Origin of the sequence: Streptomyces yangpuensis (genome assembly GCF_001005295.1) — a bacterium.
GTDB classification, from domain to species: domain Bacteria; phylum Actinomycetota; class Actinomycetes; order Streptomycetales; family Streptomycetaceae; genus Streptomyces; species Streptomyces yangpuensis.
The window spans coordinates 78,755-94,643 of sequence record NZ_LBMK01000003.1 but is presented as its reverse complement, the minus strand read 5'-3'; the positions used below and the strand labels follow the sequence as shown (position 1 = coordinate 94,643).

12 protein-coding genes, 3 tRNA genes, 1 other RNA gene and 2 pseudogenes are annotated in these 15,889 nt (G+C 72.9%); 10 read left to right on the top strand and 8 right to left on the bottom strand.

From position 1 onward, the window contains the following. Positions 1–43 precede the first annotated feature (43 nt). The 7 genes and pseudogenes from ffs (at position 44) to AAT21_RS15630 (ending at position 8,719) form a co-directional block, all read left to right on the top strand. An RNA gene (gene ffs / locus AAT21_RS34955) (signal recognition particle sRNA small type) lies at positions 44–138 on the top strand. Positions 139–235: 97 nt separating this feature from the next. After that, positions 236–2,500 carry a DNA polymerase III subunit gamma and tau gene (locus tag AAT21_RS15655; protein ID WP_046777525.1) on the top strand — a complete coding sequence of 755 codons (2,265 nt, stop codon included), beginning with the start codon at positions 236–238 and terminating at the stop codon, positions 2,498–2,500. A gap of 60 nt (positions 2,501–2,560) precedes the next feature. Continuing rightward, on the top strand, positions 2,561–3,814 hold the full coding sequence (purD, locus tag AAT21_RS15650; RefSeq protein ID WP_046777524.1) for a phosphoribosylamine--glycine ligase: 1,254 nt from the start codon (positions 2,561–2,563) through the stop codon (positions 3,812–3,814). Between the two features lie 286 nt (positions 3,815–4,100). Beyond that, a pseudogene (locus tag AAT21_RS38370) lies at positions 4,101–5,475 on the top strand (M48 family metalloprotease); the annotation flags it as partial. A 1-nt stretch (position 5,476) separates the two neighbouring features. Next, a pseudogene (locus tag AAT21_RS39015) lies at positions 5,477–5,971 on the top strand (hypothetical protein); the annotation flags it as partial. 237 nt (positions 5,972–6,208) lie between these two features. After that, the gene (locus AAT21_RS15635) at positions 6,209–7,696 is read left to right on the top strand and encodes a N,N-dimethylformamidase beta subunit family domain-containing protein (protein ID WP_046777522.1); all 1,488 of its coding nucleotides are present in this window, start codon (positions 6,209–6,211) and stop codon (positions 7,694–7,696) included. Between the two features lie 117 nt (positions 7,697–7,813). Next, positions 7,814–8,719, top strand: coding sequence for a phosphoribosylaminoimidazolesuccinocarboxamide synthase (locus AAT21_RS15630; protein ID WP_046777521.1), 906 nt, complete (start codon positions 7,814–7,816; stop codon positions 8,717–8,719). A gap of 47 nt (positions 8,720–8,766) precedes the next feature. Here the strand turns inward: AAT21_RS15630 and AAT21_RS15625 are convergent. The 8 genes from AAT21_RS15625 to AAT21_RS15590 all read right to left on the bottom strand — a co-directional run bounded on the left by AAT21_RS15625 (position 8,767) and on the right by AAT21_RS15590 (position 13,207). Next, positions 8,767–8,839 (bottom strand) — tRNA-Gly (locus tag AAT21_RS15625). 22 nt (positions 8,840–8,861) lie between these two features. Next, complete coding sequence (locus tag AAT21_RS15620; protein WP_046777520.1) at positions 8,862–9,473, bottom strand: response regulator transcription factor; 612 nt, start codon at positions 9,471–9,473, stop codon at positions 8,862–8,864. Beyond that, complete coding sequence (locus AAT21_RS15615; RefSeq protein ID WP_046777519.1) at positions 9,470–10,708, bottom strand: sensor histidine kinase; 1,239 nt, start codon at positions 10,706–10,708, stop codon at positions 9,470–9,472. The genes AAT21_RS15620 and AAT21_RS15615 overlap by 4 nt, the downstream gene beginning before the upstream one ends. 21 nt (positions 10,709–10,729) lie before the next feature. Next, positions 10,730–11,494 carry an ABC transporter permease gene (locus tag AAT21_RS15610; protein ID WP_046777518.1) on the bottom strand — a complete coding sequence of 255 codons (765 nt, stop codon included), beginning with the start codon at positions 11,492–11,494 and terminating at the stop codon, positions 10,730–10,732. Then, entirely contained in the window at positions 11,491–12,435 is a 945-nt protein-coding gene (locus tag AAT21_RS15605; protein WP_046777517.1) for an ABC transporter ATP-binding protein, read from the bottom strand. The genes AAT21_RS15610 and AAT21_RS15605 overlap by 4 nt, the downstream gene beginning before the upstream one ends. 149 nt (positions 12,436–12,584) lie before the next feature. After that, positions 12,585–12,657: transfer RNA gene (locus AAT21_RS15600), tRNA-Gly, on the bottom strand. 72 nt (positions 12,658–12,729) lie between these two features. Then, a tRNA-Gly gene (locus tag AAT21_RS15595) sits at positions 12,730–12,801 on the bottom strand. Positions 12,802–12,889: 88 nt separating this feature from the next. Next, complete coding sequence (locus AAT21_RS15590) at positions 12,890–13,207, bottom strand: histone-like nucleoid-structuring protein Lsr2 (protein ID WP_046777516.1); 318 nt, start codon at positions 13,205–13,207, stop codon at positions 12,890–12,892. Positions 13,208–13,527: 320 nt separating this feature from the next. On the opposite strand from AAT21_RS15590, the gene purS reads away from it, so the two are divergent. The 3 genes from purS to purL all read left to right on the top strand — a co-directional run. Beyond that, on the top strand, positions 13,528–13,779 hold the full coding sequence (purS, locus tag AAT21_RS15585) for a phosphoribosylformylglycinamidine synthase subunit PurS (protein ID WP_008740952.1): 252 nt from the start codon (positions 13,528–13,530) through the stop codon (positions 13,777–13,779). A 2-nt stretch (positions 13,780–13,781) separates the two neighbouring features. Next, on the top strand, positions 13,782–14,462 hold the full coding sequence (purQ, locus tag AAT21_RS15580; RefSeq protein WP_046777515.1) for a phosphoribosylformylglycinamidine synthase subunit PurQ: 681 nt from the start codon (positions 13,782–13,784) through the stop codon (positions 14,460–14,462). Between the two features lie 129 nt (positions 14,463–14,591). Continuing rightward, positions 14,592–15,889: phosphoribosylformylglycinamidine synthase subunit PurL (purL, locus tag AAT21_RS15575; RefSeq protein WP_046778372.1), on the top strand; the 1,298-nt coding region annotated here is incomplete at both ends.

The window sequence follows — 15,889 nt, the reverse complement described above, 5'->3', positions numbered from 1 at the left end:
GGGCGGGGTCGATTCCGGGGGTGTGGATCCGCTAGGGTGGGGCCCAGCCCCTCACGTGGCGCTATCTCACCCAACTCCCCCAGGGCCGGAAGGCAGCAAGGGTAAGTGGGCTCTGGCGGGTGCGTGGGGGGCCCTTTGCGTTCCCGGGCCGGCCCTGGCGTTCCCGGCCCCGTGTTCCGGAGCCGGTGGCGTTCGTGGGCCGCTGTTGTCGGTGGGCCCGGATAACCTCGTAGGCGTGTCGTCCCTTGCGCTGTACCGCCGCTACCGCCCCGAGTCGTTCGCCGAGGTCATCGGTCAGGAGCATGTCACTGCACCCCTGATGCAGGCCCTGCGGAACAACCGGGTCAATCACGCGTACCTGTTCAGCGGGCCGCGCGGGTGTGGAAAGACCACCAGCGCGCGCATCCTCGCCCGGTGTCTGAACTGTGAGCAGGGTCCCACTCCGACCCCCTGCGGGGAGTGCCAGTCCTGCCGCGACCTCGCCCGGAACGGGCCGGGGTCCATCGACGTCATCGAGATCGACGCCGCCTCGCACGGTGGTGTGGACGACGCCCGCGACCTGCGCGAGAAGGCCTTCTTCGGCCCCGCGTCCAGCCGCTACAAGATCTACATCATCGACGAGGCCCACATGGTCACCTCGGCGGGCTTCAATGCCCTGCTGAAGGTGGTCGAGGAGCCGCCGGAGCACCTCAAGTTCATCTTCGCCACCACCGAGCCGGAGAAGGTGATCGGGACCATCCGGTCCCGGACGCACCACTACCCCTTCCGGCTGGTCCCGCCGGGCACCCTGCGCGAGTACCTCGGCGAGGTCTGCGGCCGGGAGGGCGCCCGGGTCGAGGACGGCGTGCTGCCGCTCGTCGTGCGCGCAGGCGCGGGCTCCGTGCGTGACTCGATGTCCGTCATGGACCAGCTCCTCGCCGGCGCCGGCGAGGAGGGTGTGACGTATGCCATGGCCACCTCGCTCCTCGGCTACACCGAGGGCTCGCTGCTCGACTCCGTCGTCGACGCCTTCGCCTCCGGTGACGGCGCGGCGGCCTTCGAGGTCGTCGGCCGGGTCGTCGAGGGCGGGAACGACCCGCGCCGGTTCGTCGCCGACCTGCTGGAGCGGCTGCGCGACCTGGTCATCCTCGCCGCCGTGCCCGACGCCGGGGAGAAGGGGCTGATCGACGCCCCCGCCGATGTGGTGGAGCGGATGCAGGCCCAGGCGTCGGTGTTCGGCGCCGCCGAGCTCTCGCGCGCCGCCGACCTGGTCAACGCCGGGCTCACCGAGATGCGCGGTGCGACCTCGCCGCGGCTCCAGCTGGAGCTGATCTGCGCCCGCGTACTGCTCCCGGCCGCCTTCGACGACGAGCGGTCCTTCCAGGCCCGTCTGGACCGCCTGGAGCGCAGCGGGGCCGCCGCCTTCGCTGCCGGGCCGCCCGCCATGGGCTACGTGCCCGGGCCCGAGGCGCACGCCATGGCACCCGCCGGTCCGGGCGGGGGGCCGGCCGCCGCGCGGGCCGCCGCTGCCGCCGCGATCTCGGCTCAGGCTCCCGCTCCCGCCGCGCCGGTCGCCGCTCCCGTACAGGCCCCCGTACAGGCCCCCGTGCCCGCCGCGGCTCCCCCGGCGCAGGCGCAGGCCGCGCCTGCCGCTCCCGTCGCCGCGCCCGCCGCGCCCGTCCAGGCGGCGCCCGCCCCCGGGGCGTGGCCCGGTGCCGCGCAGCCCGGCAGCGGTGCCCCGGCCGCCCGGCCCGCCGCCGCGGCCCCTGCCCCCGGCGCCTGGCCCAGCGCGGCCGCGCCCGGCCAGGGCGCGCCCGCACCCGTGCAGGTTCCGGCCACTCCGGCCACTCCGGCGCCGGCGGCGGCCGCCCCGGCCGCGGCCGCCGCCCCCGCGCCTTCCCCCGGCATGGCCGCCGGCGCCGGACAGGTGCAGGCGATGTGGCCCGGCGTCCTGGAGGCCGTCAAGAACCGCCGCCGGTTCACCTGGATCCTGCTCAGCCAGAACGCCCAGGTCACCGGCTTCGACGGGACCACCCTGCAGCTCGGCTTCCCCAACGCCGGAGCCCGCGACAACTTCGCCAGCAGCGGCAGCGAGGACGTGCTCAAGGCGGTTCTGGCCGAGCACTTCCAGGTCAACTGGAAGATCGACGCAGTCGTCGGCGGCTCCCCGGTCCCGGCCTCGGCCCCCGGCTCCTCCTACGGCTCGTCCTATGGCGCTCCGTCCGCGCCCGCCCCGGCGTACAGCCCGCCCCCGCCGCCGCAGACCCCCGCGCCGCAGGGACCGGCCGCGCCCCAGCAGCAGCCGCAGCAGCCGTCTCACCAGTCGCAGCAGCCCCAGCAGCCCCAGCAGTCGGCCTCCGCGCCGCCCCCGCCCGTACAGCAGGCACCCCCGCCGGTCGCCCCCGAGGACGACTTCGCGGAGGACGACGACCCCGACCTCGTCGAGAGCGCGCTGACCGGACACGACCTGATCGTGCGCGAGCTCGGAGCGACCGTTGTGGAGGAGTACACAAATGAGTAGCCCGTTCTGATTGGGTGGCCGCACGAAGCCGCCGCCGTCGTCCGGGCTAGGCTGAGCGGCGTGAAGGTCCTCGTCATTGGCGGCGGCGCCCGCGAACACGCCCTGTGCCGCTCTCTGTCCCTCGACCCCGACGTCTCCGCGCTCTACTGCGCTCCCGGCAACGCCGGCATCGCCGAGGTGGCCGAGCTCCGCCCGGTCGACGCCCTCGACGGCGAAGCCGTCGCCGCTCTCGCGACGGAACTCGGCGCCGGCCTGGTCGTCGTCGGCCCGGAGGCCCCGCTGGTCGCCGGCGTCGCCGACGCCGTGCGCGCCGCCGGCATCCCCGTCTTCGGCCCGTCCGCCGCGGCGGCGCAGCTCGAAGGCTCCAAGGCCTTCGCCAAGGACGTGATGGCGGCGGCCGGGGTCCCGACCGCGCGCAGCTACGTCTGCACCACCCCGGAAGAGGTGGACGCGGCCCTCGACGCCTTCGGCGCCCCCTACGTCGTCAAGGACGACGGCCTGGCGGCCGGCAAGGGCGTCGTGGTCACCGAGGACCTGGAGGCGGCCCGCGCGCACGCGCTCGGCTGCGACCGTGTCGTCATCGAGGAGTACCTCGACGGCCCCGAGGTCTCCCTCTTCGCCATCACCGACGGCGTCACCGTGGTCCCGCTCCAGCCGGCGCAGGACTTCAAGCGCGCCCTGGACGGCGACCAGGGCCCCAACACCGGCGGCATGGGCGCGTACTCCCCGCTGCCCTGGGCCGACCCGAAGCTGGTCGACGAGGTCATGGAGCTGGTGCTCCAGCCGACCGTCGACGAGCTGCGCCGCCGCGGCACCCCCTTCTCTGGGCTGCTCTACGCAGGCCTCGCGATCACCAGCCGCGGCACCCGGGTCATCGAGTTCAACGCCCGCTTCGGCGACCCCGAGACCCAGGTGGTCCTGGCCCGGCTGCGCACCCCGCTCGCGGGCGTGCTGCTGAACGCCGCCAAGGGCACCCTGGCCGACGAGCCGCCGCTGGTGTGGCGCGAGGACGCGGCCGTCACGGTCGTCATCGCCTCCCACAACTACCCCGACACCCCCCGCACCGGGGACCCGATCGAGGGCCTGGCCGAGGTGGCCGCCGAGGACGCGCCCGACGCCTACGTGCTGCACGCCGGCACCCGGCGCGAGGGCGACGCCGTCGTCAGCGCGGGCGGTCGCGTGCTGTCGGTGACGGCGACCGGTTCCGATCTGGCGCAGGCGCGCGAGAAGGCGTATACGGCGGTGGCGCGCATCCGGCTGGAGGGCTCGCAGCACCGTACGGACATCGCCGCGAAGGTGGCCGGGCTGCGCTGAGCAGCGGCCCCGCAGACCCGCGGGCCCGGTGCGCACGTTCCGCGCCCGGGCCCGCGGGCATGTCCGCGGGCGACTGCATCCGGCCTCGTTCGAACGCATCCACCTTTACCCAAAGCCATTCCATCGGGTGATCGTCAGCTTGTCTGCCTGACGGCCGGGCGCGCCCCAACTAGGGTGCGGCGCAAGCATTCCGGCACTTGGCCCACCGACCTTGCGATGTCAGTGGCGGGTGTCACAGTGGGGGAGTGAGCAACGCAGCCGCAGGGCAGAGGGGGTGAGACCGGCCGTGTCCGGAATCGGTTCGATCATGGAGGCGGGCGTTCCGTCCGCGCGGTCCCGCGCCCTGGCCGTGCTGCGCGTGCGCAGCCGGGCCCTGGCCGTTGTGCTGCTGCCGGCCGCCCTCGCGGTGGTCCTGGTGGCGGCCCGGACGACGGGACGGCTGGCGGGCGGGCCCTGGGGCACCGTGACGCTCGTGGTGTGCGCGGTGGCCGCGCTGGTGCTGGTCCTCGGCGGGGTCTTCGCCGCGGTGGTGCTGCGGGCGGGCCCGGCGGTGACACCGACGGTGCCGCTGTCCGAGGCCGCCGCTCCCGATCTCTACCGTCTGGTGCGGGACCTGGCCGACCGGATGGACGTGCCGCCGCCCTCCGCGATAGCCCTGACGCCCGACTGCGACAGCTGGCTGGAGGACCGCGCCCATGCGGCCCACCGCCGGGGCGGCATAGCCGGCGGCCCCCAGTCCGCGCCCGGTGCGGCTCCGGTGCTGGTGATCGGCTCGCCGTTCCTGTGGTGGATGCGGGTCGCGGAGCTGCGGGCGGTCCTCGCGCCGGTCGTGGCCGGTACGGGTCCTTCCGCGCACCCGGACATAGCCGACGCGCGGGGCTTCGTGCGGGGCCTGGACGCGGCCGTGGACGTGGGCAGCCGTCGCGGGCTCGGCTGGATCGCCGCCCCGGCCCGGCTCCTGCTGAGGCTGTGCCGGACGGACGCCGCCGAGATGGAGCGCGGGGTGGCCGCCGCCGCGTCGGACCGGGCACAGGGTGTGGACTACGGGCTGCGCATCGTCGCCCAGGAGCAGGTGGGCCTGGCGTACGCGGGCTGGGACCGGCTGCTCACCCGGGTGGCCCTGCCCGCCTGGCGGATGGGCCGCTGGCCCGCGCATCTGGACGCCGGGGTGGTCTCGGCGCTGACCGAGCTGTCGCGGCGCGACCGGCTGGCGGAGGGCTTCACCTCGCGACTCGGCGAGCGGCCCGCCTGCGACCTGCTGGAGCAGCCCGGCGTGATCGACGAGGCGACCTCCCTGCTGGCCGCGCGGCTCTTCCACGGCGGACCCGCCGAGGCCGGGCCCGACTGGTCCCCGGTGGAGTGGGCGGCCTATCCGGAAGAGGTCGTGGACCGCAAGTGGCGTACGGAGGCGGCCCGCCTGCACACGGCACTGGATGCGCTCGCCGGCCCGGCGGGCCTGGCCGGTCCGACCGGGGCGGCCGGACCCTCCGGGGCCGCCGGCTCCGCGAGCCCGGCCGGTGCCGGTACGACCGCTCCCGCCGCTTCGGTGGCCCCCGCAACCGCCGCAGCCCCCGTCCCTGCGACCGCCCCCGCCGCCGCTGCCGGCGCAGCCGCCGGCTCACCCGCCTCGTCCGGTCCGTCCGGTGCGGCGGGGGCCCCCCNGGGGGGGGGGGGGCCGCCACGATCGAGGCCTCCGACGCGGAGCCCCCCGTGGACGGCTTCGCCGGGCCCACGCTGGAGCGGGTGCTCGGCTGCCTGACCGGCGCCTCGGGAGAGGGGGCGCTCGGCGAGGCCCTGGCGGGCCGGCTCAGCGCCGACCTGGCCCGTGAGGAGCGGGCCGCGGGCACCGCCGGCGGGGCCGGGAAGGCGCGCGGAGCGGACGCCGTACCGCTGTTCCCGCTGCAGCCGCCGCGCAGCGGCCGGGACCTGCTGGCCGACCACGTGACGGCGATGGTGTGCTGCGCGGCCGTGGACTCCGCCGGGGCCGCCCCCGGCATGGACTGGCTCGACGGGCCGGTCCTGCTGGTCGGCGGCGACCGCCGGGCGGATCTGGCACCCCGTGTGCTCTGTCTGGTCGAGGACGGCGACCCGGAGCCCCTGCGGGAGTGGCTGTCGGCCCTGGGCGTCCGCACGGAGAAGCCGGTCCGCCTGGTCTGAGAAGGCCACCCCTCCCCCGACGGGGCGACGGACCGCACACACAAGCGGACGTCAATGTTCCGGTCTCGTCAATTCGCGACGAACGGTGACGGACTGCGTGCGTTATGTGATGTGCTGGGACCGGTCGCGGCTGGACGCTCCCGCAGCGGAGGTCCGGGCAGTGCCGTACCGGCGCCGACGGGCGCCACGCACCGAGGCGATCCACGCCGGCCGGGGGAGCGAGGGAGGGGAGCGGTCATGGGTACGGACCAGATCCGGCGTTGGGAGTCGGGTGCGCTCGCGCACGCGGTGAACGACCCCTTCGGGCAGGGCCCCCTGCCCTGGTTCCGGGGCAGCGAGCTCTACTTCGACGACACCGGCCAGGTCGTCCCCTGGTACGTGGACCCGGCCGCCGCGGCCGCCGGAACCGGCCAGATCCCCCGGGCCCGCGGCACCGGCGGCCCGCGCACCGCCGACGACGTGCACCGCCAGATCAAGGGCTTCGCCTCCACCGGAGCCGTCGCCCCGGGCGAGGCCATCGACTTCCACATCACCGTCGACCCGCCCCAGCAGTTCTCCGTCGACGTCTACCGGATCGGCCACTACGGCGGCGACGGCGCCTCGAAGATCACCACCAGCCCCCGCCTGTCCGGCATCGTCCAGCCCGCGCCCCTCACCGCGGACCGCACCGTCTCCTGCCACCACTGGTGGCTCTCCTGGCGCCTGCAGGTCCCGTCGTACTGGAGCGTCGGCGCGTACGTGGCCGTCCTCACCACGGCCGACGGCTACCGCTCCCACATCCCCTTCACGGTCCGCGACGACCACCCCGCCGACCTCCTGCTCCTGCTCCCCGACATCACCTGGCAGGCGTACAACCTCTACCCGGAGGACGGCCGGACCGGCGCCAGCCTCTACCACGCCTGGGACGAGGCCGGCCGGCTCCTCGGGGAGCAGGACGCGGCCGTCACCGTCTCCTTCGACCGGCCCTACGCGGGTGCGGGCCTGCCCCTCCACGTCGGCCACGCCTACGACTTCATCCGCTGGGCCGAGCGCTACGGCTACGACATCGCCTACGCCGACACCCGCGACCTGCACGCCGGCCGCGTCGACCCCACCCGCTACCGGGGCCTGGTCTTCCCCGGCCACGACGAGTACTGGTCGGCCCCGATGCGCCGCACCGTCGAGCGGGCCCGCAACCACGGGACGTCGCTCGTCTTCCTCTCCGCGAACACCATGTACTGGCAGGTCGAGCTGGCCCCGTCGCCCTCCGGCGTCGCGGACCGGCTGCTGACCTGCCGCAAACGCCGCGGCCCGGGCCGCCCGAGCCTCTGGCGCGAGGTCGACCGGCCCGAGCAGCAGCTGCTCGGCATCCAGTACGCGGGCCGCGTCCCCGAGCCCGCGCCGATGATCGTGCGCAACGCCACGCACTGGCTGTGGGACTCCACCGGCGCCGGCGAGAACGACGAACTGCCCGGCCTGGTCGCGGGCGAGGCCGACCGGTACTTCCCGCGCACCCAGCTCCCCGAGCACGAGGACCGGATCCTGCTCGCGCACTCCCCGTACCTCGACAGCGAGGGCCAGCGCCGCCACCAGGAGACCTCCCTCTACCGGGCCCCCAGCGGAGCCCTGGTCTTCGCCTCCGGCACGTTCGCCTGGTCCCCGGCCCTCGACCGCCCCGGCCACGTCGACGAGCGCGTGCAGCGGGCCACGGCCAATCTCCTCGACCGGATCTGCAAGCACGACTGACCCACGACTGACCCACGACTGACACGGCGGCGGGCGGCCGCGCACCCCTGTCCCCGCGAGGGGACCCGGGTGCGCGAGAATCGGGGTGCGCGTCATACAGAACCACAGGGAGACCCCGTGTCCGGATTCGTAGAAAAGCCCGAGCCGGTTCAGGTTCCGGGCCTCGTCCACCTCCACACCGGAAAGGTGCGCGACCTCTACCGGGACGAGGACGGCCGCCTCGTCATGGTCGCCAGCGACCGCATCTCCGCCTTCGACTGGGTGCTGCCCACCGAGATCCCGGACAAGGGCCGGGTCCTGACCCAGCTCTCCCTGTGGTGGTTCGACCAGCTCGCGGACCTCGTCCCGAACCACGTGGTCTCCACCGAGCTGCCCGCCGGCGCCCCCGCCGACTGGGCCGGCCGCACCCTGATCTGCAAGAACCTCGACATGGTGCCGGTCGAGTGCGTGGCCCGCGGCTACCTCACCGGCTCGGGCCTCGTCGAGTACAACCAGACCCGCACGGTCTGCGGACTGGGCCTGCCCGAGGGCCTCGTGAACGGCTCCGAGCTGCCCGGCCCGATCTTCACCCCGGCCGCCAAGGCCGAGGTCGGCGAGCACGACGAGAACGTCTCCTACGAGGAGGTCGCGCGCACCACCGGCGCCGAGACGGCCGCACTGCTGCGCCAGACCACCCTCGCCGTCTACAGCCGCGCCCGGGACATCGCCCGCGAGCGCGGGATCATCCTGGCCGACACCAAGTTCGAGTTCGGCTTCGACCCGGAGGACCGCACCCTGGTCGCCGCGGACGAGGTGCTGACCCCGGACTCCTCCCGCTTCTGGCCGGCCGACGAGTGGGAGCCGGGCCGCGCGCAGCCCTCCTTCGACAAGCAGTACGTCCGCGACTGGCTGGCCTCCGCAGCCTCCGGCTGGGACCCGAAGGGCGAACTCCCGCCGCCGGCCCTCCCGACGCAGGTCGTCGCGCAGACCCGCGCGAAGTACATCGAGGCGTACGAGCGCCTGACCGGTCTGGACTGGGTGTAGGGAAACGAAGAAGCCCCGGTCCGAGGACCGGGGCTTCTTCCTTACAGAGCGGACAACGCGACTCGAACGCGCGACATCCACCTTGGCAAGGTGGTGCTCTACCAACTGAGCTATGTCCGCAAGCGCCGTAAGGCGAGACCTACTATACCCAACCTCGCTCCCTCGCGAGACGCACTGCGGTGTGCCGGTTCTCGGCACCCAGCTTCGTGGCCGCCGAGGACAGGTAGTTGCGGACGGTCCCCTGCGAGAGCGAGGCCCGCTCCGCGATCTCCGCGATCGGCGCCCCGTCCCCCGCCAGCTCCAGCACTTCGGCCTCCCGGGCGGTCAGCGGGGAGTCCCCGGCGCTGATCGCGTCGGCCGCCAACTCCGGGTCCACATAGCGGCCTCCGGCGTGCACGGTCCGGATCAGCTCGGCCAGCCGCTGCGCCGAGACCGTCTTCGGGGCGAAGGCCCGCACCCCGGCGGCCAGGGCCCGCTTGAGGTGTCCGGGCCGGCCGTGGCTGGTCACGATCATCGTCCGGCAGTCGGGGAGTTCGGCGCGCAGCGATGTGGCGACACTCACACCGTCCGCCCCCGGCATCTGCAGGTCCAGCACCGCCACGTCCGGGCGGTGCGCCCGCGCCATCGCCAGCGCCTCGGGGCCGGACGCCGCCTCCGCGACGACCAGCAGGTCGTCCTCCAGTGCCAGGAGCGCGGCCAGCGCCCCACGGATCAGGTGCTCGTCGTCGGCGAGCAGTACGCGTACGGGGCTCACGCCCGCACCTCCAGTCCATCGAGCCGTGGGCCCGGTATCTCGGCACGCAGCCGGAACCGGCCGTCGCCGACCAGCCCCGCCTCCAGCGTCCCCTCCAGTACGGCGAGCCGTTCCCGCAGCCCGGCGAGTCCCGAGCCGGGCGGCCCGGCAGGGGCCTCCGGCGCGCCGTCGTTCTCCACCAGCAGCGTCACGGGGCCGCTCTCCGGGGCCGTCAGCCGGATCCGGCAGCGCTGCGCGTCCCCGTGCCGCAGCACGTTCGTCGTGGCCTCGCGGACCACCCAGCCCAGCGCGGACTGGACTTCGGAAGGCAGCTCGCGGTCGGGCCGGAAGTCGACCCGGCAGTCCATCCCGGCCGCGCTCAGCACGCCGCGCGCGCCCTCCAGCTCCACCGCCAGGTCCGCCTCCCGGTAGCCGCGCACCACGTCCCGTACCTCCCGCTGGGACTCCCGGGCGATCCGCTGGACCTCGATCATCTGATCCACCGCCTCCGGGCGTTCGCGCCGGGCCAGTTGGACCGCCAGCTCGCTCTTGAGGGCGATGACGGCCAGGTTGCGGCCCATCACATCGTGCAGGTCGCGGCCGAAGCGCAGCCGCTCCTCGGCCACCGCCAGCCGCGCCTGGACCTCGCGGGAGCGGTCCAGTTCGTAGACGGTCCTCAGCAGCCAGCCCGAGAACCCGCAGGTGGCGCCGAAGAACAGGCCTCCCAGCAGCACGCCGACGGCGTACCCGAGCGCCTTCGCCGGCGGCATGCCGAGGCCCAGGGCGCCGAGCCCGGTGGCTGCGGCCGCCGCCGCCGCGACGTACCACATCCGGCGTACCGACGTCAGGCACAGGACGAGCGCTCCGGAGGTGAACCAGGCCAGCCCCGCCACCATGGTCGGGGCCACGGTCGCCTGGGACTCGCCGGCGGTCCGCAGCATCAGGACGCCCAGGATGCATCCCACGGTCACCAGGGCGGTGGCCACCGCGAGCCGGGTGGGGCGTTCGCGCCGCCCCACCACCCAGTGCAGCGCCCGGGAGCTGAGCACCCCGCACAGGACCGCGTGCGCGCACATCATGAGGAAGAGCGCGAGCGGCACCACGTAGGAGGTCCGCTCGGCGGCCGCGGCGACCAGCGGCGTCAGCCCGAAGGAGAGGATCTCCAGGAACACGAAGAGGTAGAACGACCCCCTGGTGTACAGCTCCACCTTCCCCGCGGTGCTGCGGTTCTTCCACCACCCGGTCAGCTTCGACACGGCCCTGTCCCCCGACTCGTCCTAGCGCCGTGGTTCCCAGCGGAACCACCGCTGGACAGCAAACACGCTGATCATGATCCAGGCCAGCGCGGTGAGCGCGGCCCCCAGCAGGTCCCCGCTCTCGGCGCCGCCGCTCCAGCCGGCCCGTACGAGCGTCATCACCCCGCTCAGCGGCAGCAGTTCGCACAGGGAGGCCGCGAGGTCGGGCAGCGCGTCCGTCGGCGCGAACAGCCCCGAGCCGAGCACGGTCGCCAGGAACAGCGGCAGCGTGGTGAGGCCGGCGGTCTCCACGGTGCGGGTGAAGGAGCTGGTCACCGCGGACAGCGCGGCGAGCATCAGGACTCCGGCGAGGACGGCCGCCACGAGCAGCAGCGGGTTCTGCGGCATGCGCACGTCCAGGGCCACCGCCCCGGCGACCGCGAGGACGGCGATCTGCGCGAGGGCGAGAGCGGCGGCGGGCAGCGCGGTTCCGGCCAGGATCTCCAGGTCGCTCGCCTCGCCGGTCCGCAGCCGCTTCAGGACGAGTTCCTCGCGGCGGGCGACGTAGGCGGAGACCAGGTTCATGTGGACGACGAGGAGCAGCACCATGCCGATCCCGCCGGTCAGGGTGGCCTCGCCGACGGCTCGTGCGCCCTCGGCGCCGCCGAGGGAGGAGCGCAGGACGAACACCATCAGCAGCGGCATCAGGAGGGCCAGGGTCAGCGTGGCCCGGTTGCGTACCAGCAGGGTGAGCTCGCAGCGGCCGAGTGCGGTGATCCGGCCGGCGTTCAAGGTGGGCGTGTTCATCGGGTCCCCGCCATCATGTCCTCGGTACGGTCGCCGGCGCCGCGGCGGTTCTGGGCTATCTCCAGGAAGGCCTCCTCCAGGGAGGCCGACCGGGCGTCGAGCCCGGTCAGCTGTACGCCGTCCTCCCGGGCCCAGCCGAGCAGCTCGGTCAGGTCCTCCTGGAGCCGTTCGGTACGGATCTCCACGCGCTGCCCGAAGGCCGCCGCCCGCAGGGTCAGCGGGAGCCGGGCCGCGGGCACCCCCTCGGGCAGGGTGAAGCGGATCCGGGCGGGCCGGGTGGCGGTCACCTCGGCCGGAGTGCCCGACAGGACGAGCTCGCCCTCGTGGAGGATGGCGAGGCGGTCCGCGAGTTCCTCGGCCTCTTCCAGGTAGTGGGTGGTCAGGAGCACCGTGGTGCCCTGCTCCCGCAGTTCGCGCACCAGGGCCCAGGTGTCCCGCCGCCCTTCGGGGTCCATGCCGGTGGTGGGCTCGTCCAGGAAGAGCACCTCCGGCCGGCCGAGCAGGGCGAGCGCCAGGTCGAGGCGCCGCCGTTCGCCGCCGGACAGCTGTTTGACGCGTACGGAGGACCGTGCGGCCAGGCCGACCAGTTCGAGCACCTCGGCCGCCGGGCGGGCGCCGGTGGTGACCCCGCCCCACATCCGCACGGTCTCGGCGACCGACAGGTCGGAGGGGAAGCCGCCCTCCTGGAGCATGACCCCGGTGCGCGGCCGGACCTCGGCCCGCCGGGTGAGCGGGTCGAGGCCGAAGACGCGGACCTGCCCGCCGCTCGGCGCGGCCAGCCCCTCCAGCAGTTCGACGGTGGAGGTCTTGCCCGCGCCGTTGGTGCCGAGCAGGGCGAAGATCTCACCCCGCGCCACGGAGAAGGAGACGCCCCGTACGGCCTCGAATCCTCCGGTGTAGCCGCGGCGGAGGTCCCGGGCTTTGATCACGGTGTCAGTCATGATCCAAGCGTCCCGGCGCCCGGACCGGGCCGGCAGTGCGCGCTGTCATGACCGGAGATGACATTTGTCAGGAGGCCCGGTGCCGGATGCTGCGGAGGCGGAATACGAAGAAGGCCCCGATCATGATGATCGGGGCCTTCGACTTACAGAGCGGACGACGCGACTCGAACGCGCGACATCCACCTTGGCAAGGTGGTGCTCTACCAACTGAGCTACGTCCGCAAGCAGTGCACTGCCGGAGCAGTACGTGCATCACTCTACCCGATCCACCGGAGTGGTCGGAAAGTCATGCAGAGCGGGTGACAGGAATCGCACACTGCGCCTTCCCTCTGGAAGAGGGATGTTCTGCTACTGAACTACACCCGCACGACCTCGGAGGCTCTGACCTGCGGCCTCGCCCCTCGGCGTGATCCACACATTAGCCGAAGGGAGGGGGTGGATGGCAAATCGGCCCTCAGTGAGCCGCGTTGTAGGCCTCGTAGATCTTCTTCGGGATGCGGCCCCGGGGCGGCACGTCGTGCTGGTTGGACCGGGCCCAGGCGCGGACGACCGCCGGGTCGGGTGCGACCGAGGTGTGCTTGAAGGTCTTCCCCGAGCGTGACTGGCGGCGGCCGGCGGCCACGAAGGGCGCGAGGCTCTTCCGCAGTTTCTTTGCGTTGGCCACATTGAGGTCGATCTCGTACGACTTACCGTCCAGGGCGAACGTGACCGTTTCCGCCGCTTCTCCGCCATCGATGTCGTCGGAGAGCGTGACTACTACGCGCTGCGCCACGGATATCGGTCCCTTCGTGCGACGCCGCCACCTGCTGACGTGCGGCGATGTCGCCTGTTCGGATGTTTTGAGGCAATGAAACTTTCGGCCGGAATCCCGGTTGATTCCTTTGTACCCCGATTCCCATTGCATTGCGAAGCTCAGTTAATTCTCTCCGCGTGTCCCGCCGCAATGCCGGGTACGTGGTTTTCCTGGGGATTTTGCGAAGCGTTGGTGAAGCCGAAACGGCCCGGTGATCAGGGCCCTCGGATATCTACCCGCGTAGAAATTTCGGGCGGGTACGCTGAAGGAACCGCCTTGCACCAACCACCTCATCGGGAGTGCCAGTGGCACGCGTCGTAGTCGACGTCATGCTCAAGCCGGAGATCCTCGACCCCCAGGGCCAGGCGGTGCAGCGTGCACTGCCGCGCCTGGGCTTCGAGGGCATCGCCGACGTCCGTCAGGGGAAGCGCTTCGAACTGGAAGTGGAGGGACCGGTCGACCAGGCCGCCCTCGACCGCATCCACAAGATGGCCGAAACGTTCCTCGCCAACACCGTCATCGAAGACTTCACCGTGAAGGTCGAGGCCTGACGGTGACCACTCGCATCGGTGTCGTCACGTTCCCCGGAACGCTCGACGACCGTGACTCGCTGCGCGCCGTCCGCCTCGCGGGGGCCGAGCCCGTCTCGCTGTGGCACCGCGACAAGGACCTGCACCAGGTCGACGCGGTCGTCCTCGCGGGCGGCTTCTCCTACGGGGACTACCTGCGCGCCGGGGCCATCTCCCGGTTCTCGCCGGTGATGGAGACCATCATCGAGCAGGCCAGGGCCGGCATGCCGGTCCTCGGCATCTGCAACGGCTTCCAGGTCCTCACCGAGGCCCACCTGCTGCCGGGGGCGATGCTCCGCAACAACCACCTGCACTTCATCTGCCGCGACCAGAAGCTGCGGGTGGAGAACGCGGAGACCGCGTGGACCGGCGACTACACCGCCGGCCAGGAGATCTCCGTACCGCTCAAGAACATGGACGGCCGGTACGTCGCCGACGAGCGCACGCTCGACGAACTGGAGGCCGAGGGCCGCGTGGCCTTCCGGTACCTGGACATGAACCCGAACGGGTCGCTCCGCGACATCGCCGGCATCACCAACGCCGAGGGCAACGTCGTCGGCCTGATGCCGCACCCCGAGCACGCGGTCGAGCCGCTGATCGGGACCGGCCGCACCGACGGCCTCCCGTTCTTCACGTCGGTCCTGAAGAAGCTGGTCAGCGCATGAGCCTCGACACCGTCAAGAACGCCACCGAAACCCCGGACGCCTCCCAGCCCTGGAAGGAGCTCGGCCTCAAGGAGGACGAGTACGCCCGGATCCGGGAGATCCTCGGCCGCCGCCCGACCGGCGCCGAGNCAGCCCTGGAAGGAGCTCGGCCTCAAGGAGGACGAGTACGCCCGGATCCGGGAGATCCTCGGCCGCCGCCCGACCGGCGCCGAGCTCGCCATGTACTCGGTCATGTGGTCGGAGCACTGCTCGTACAAGAGCAGCAAGGTCCACCTGAAGCAGTTCGGCGAGAAGGCCCCCCAGAACGACGCCATGCTCGTCGGCATCGGCGAGAACGCCGGCGTCGTCGACGTCGGCCAGGGCTACGCGGTCACCTTCAAGGTCGAGTCGCACAACCACCCGAGCTACATCGAGCCCTACCAGGGCGCGGCCACCGGCATCGGCGGCATCGTCCGCGACATTCTGGCCATGGGTGCCCGCCCGGTCGCGGTGGTCGACCCGCTGCGCTTCGGCGCGGCCGACCACCCCGACACCAAGCGGGTGCTGCCGGGCGTCGTCGCGGGCATCGGCGGCTACGGCAACTGTCTGGGCCTGCCGAACATCGGCGGCGAGGTCGTCTTCGACGCCTGCTACCAGGGCAACCCGCTGGTCAACGCCGGCTGCATCGGCGTGATGAAGCACGAGGACATCCACCTCGCCCAGGCCTCCGGCCCCGGCAACAAGGTCATCCTCTACGGCGCCCGCACCGGCGGCGACGGCATCGGCGGCGTCTCGGTCCTCGCCTCCGAGACCTTCGACGACACCAAGCCGACCAAGCGCCCCGCCGTCCAGGTCGGCGACCCCTTCCAGGAGAAGCTCCTCATCGAGTGCACCCTGGAGATCTTCAAGGAGAAGCTGGTCGCGGGCATCCAGGACCTCGGCGGCGCCGGCCTGTCCTGCGCCACCTCCGAGCTGGCCTCCGCCGGCTCCGGAGGCATGCGCGTCGAGCTCGACACCGTCCCGCTGCGCGACGCGACGCTCTCGCCCGAGGAGATCCTCATGAGCGAGTCGCAGGAGCGGATGTGCGCGATCGTCGAGCCGCAGCACGTCGACCGCTTCATGGAGATCTGCGAGAAGTGGGACGTCATCGCCACCGTCATCGGTGAGGTGACCGACGGCGAGCGCCTGGAGATCTTCTGGCACGGTGAGCAGATCGTGGACGTGCCCCCGGGCACCGTCGCCCACGAGGGCCCGGTCTACAACCGCCCCTACGCCCGCCCCGAGTGGCAGGACGCCCTCCAGGCCGACGACGCGGGCAAGCTGCCCCGCCCGCAGACCTCCGAGGAACTGCGCGCGCAGGTCCTGGCCCTGGTCGCCTCCCCGAACCAGGCGTCGAAGTCCTGGGTCACCGACCAGTACGACCGCTTCGTGCAGGGCAACACCGTCCT